Source organism: Streptomyces sp. NPDC027663 (genome assembly GCF_055566415.1).
Map to the genome: position 1 here is coordinate 1 of NZ_JBVHSK010000042.1, position 2,089 is coordinate 2,089.

A 2,089-nucleotide genomic window follows, 5' to 3' on the forward strand; every position below is an offset into this window, starting at 1 on the left:
ACGCTCACCGCGGGCCCGGACGACGTCGGCGTGCCCTGGGCGATCGGCTCCCCCGAGGGCGGCCACGACGCCGTCCACCCGGACCTCGGCACCCTGGAGGACTTCGACCACTTCGTCGCCGAGGCGGGGAAGCTGGGCCTCGAAGTCGCCCTGGACTTCGCGCTCCAGTGCTCCCCGGACCATCCGTGGGTGGACAAGCACCCGGAGTGGTTCCACCACCGCCCGGACGGGACGATCGCGTATGCCGAGAACCCGCCGAAGAAGTACCAGGACATCTACCCCATCGCCTTCGACGCCGACATGGACGGCCTGGTTGCGGAAACGGTTCGCGTCCTGCGGCACTGGATGAGCCATGGCGTGCGGATCTTCCGCGTCGACAACCCCCACACCAAGCCGCTGGTGTTCTGGGAGCGGGTCATCGAGGAGGTCAACCGCAAGGACCCGGACGTGATCTTCCTGGCGGAGGCGTTCACCCGCCCGGCGATGATGCACACCCTCGCCCAGGTCGGCTTCCAGCAGTCGTACACGTACTTCACCTGGCGCAACAGCAAGCGGGAGCTGACCGAGTACCTGACCGAGCTGTCGGGCGAGGCCGCCGCCTACATGCGGCCGAACTTCTTCGCCAACACGCCCGACATCCTGCACGCCTACCTCCAGCAGGGAGGACGCCCCGCGTTCGAGGTGCGGGCCGTGCTCGCCGCCACCCTCTCCCCCTCCTGGGGCATCTACAGCGGCTACGAGCTGTGCGAGAACACCCCGCTCAGGGCGGGCGGCGAGGAGTACCTGGACTCGGAGAAGTACCAGCTCAAGCCGCGCGACTGGGAAGCGGCGGAGCGCGAGGGGCGCAGCATCGCGCCGCTCGTCACCCGGCTCAACACCGTCCGCCGGCGGCATCCCGCGCTCCAGCGCCTGCGGAATCTCCACTTCCATCAGACCGACAACGATGCCGTGCTCGCCTACAGCAAGAGCACGGGCGCGGACACGGTCGTCGTGGTCGTCAACCTCGATCCGCACCACACCCAGGAGGCCACGGTCTCGTTGGACATGCCGCAACTCGGCCTGGACCGGGACGCCGCCCTGTCCGTCCACGACGAACTGACGGGCCAGACATACCACTGGGGCAGGACCAACTACGTGCGCCTGACGCCCGGCACGGCGCCGGCGCACGTGCTCCACGTCGGGCGATCGACGCCCCAGATCGGAGGGCCCGCAGCGTCATGACCGTCAACGACCCCGTTCCGGACACCTTCGAGGACACTCCCGCCAAGGACCGGGACCCGGAGTGGTTCAAACGTGCCGTCTTCTACGAGGTGCTGGTCCGCTCGTTCCAGGACAGCAACGGCGACGGCGTCGGCGACCTGAAGGGCCTGACCGCCAAGCTCGACTATCTGCAGTGGCTCGGCGTGGACTGTCTCTGGCTGCCGCCGTTCTTCAAATCCCCCCTGAAGGACGGTGGTTACGACGTCTCCGACTACACCGCCGTCCTTCCGGAGTTCGGTGACCTGGCCGACTTCGTGGAGTTCGTGGACGCCGCCCACCAGCGCGGCATGCGCGTGATCATCGACTTCGTCATGAACCACACGAGCGACCAGCACCCGTGGTTCCAGGAGTCGCGCACCAACCCCGAGGGCCCGTACGGGGACTACTACATGTGGGCCGACGACGACAAGCAGTACCAGGATGCCCGGATCATCTTCGTCGACACCGAGGTCTCCAACTGGACCTTCGATCCGGTCCGCGGCCAGTACTACTTCCACCGCTTCTTCTCTCACCAGCCGGACCTCAACTACGAGAACCCGGCCGTGCAGGAGGAGATCCTGGCGGCCCTGCGGTTCTGGCTGGACCTGGGCATCGACGGCTACCGCCTGGACGCCGTCCCCTACCTCTACGCGGAAGAGGGCACCAACTGCGAGAACCTCCCGGCGACGCACGATTTCCTGCGGCGGGTGCGCCGGGAGATCGACGCGATGTACCCGGACACCGTGCTGCTGGCGGAGGCCAACCAGTGGCCCGAGGACGTCGTCGACTACTTCGGCGACTACAGCTCCGGCGGCGACGAGTGCCACATGGCGTTCCACTTCCCGGTCAT

At 67.4% G+C, this 2,089-nt stretch carries 2 protein-coding genes; both read left to right on the top strand.

All coding sequences use genetic code 11. From position 1 onward, the window contains the following. Positions 1-1,221, top strand: a 1,221-nt coding sequence (locus ACZ4SF_RS38090) for an alpha-amylase family glycosyl hydrolase (protein ID WP_468393667.1), incomplete at its 5' end; no start/stop codon positions are given. Continuing rightward, positions 1,218-2,089: alpha-amylase family glycosyl hydrolase (locus tag ACZ4SF_RS38095; protein WP_468393670.1), on the top strand; the 872-nt coding region annotated here is incomplete at its 3' end. The genes ACZ4SF_RS38090 and ACZ4SF_RS38095, both read left to right, overlap by 4 nt.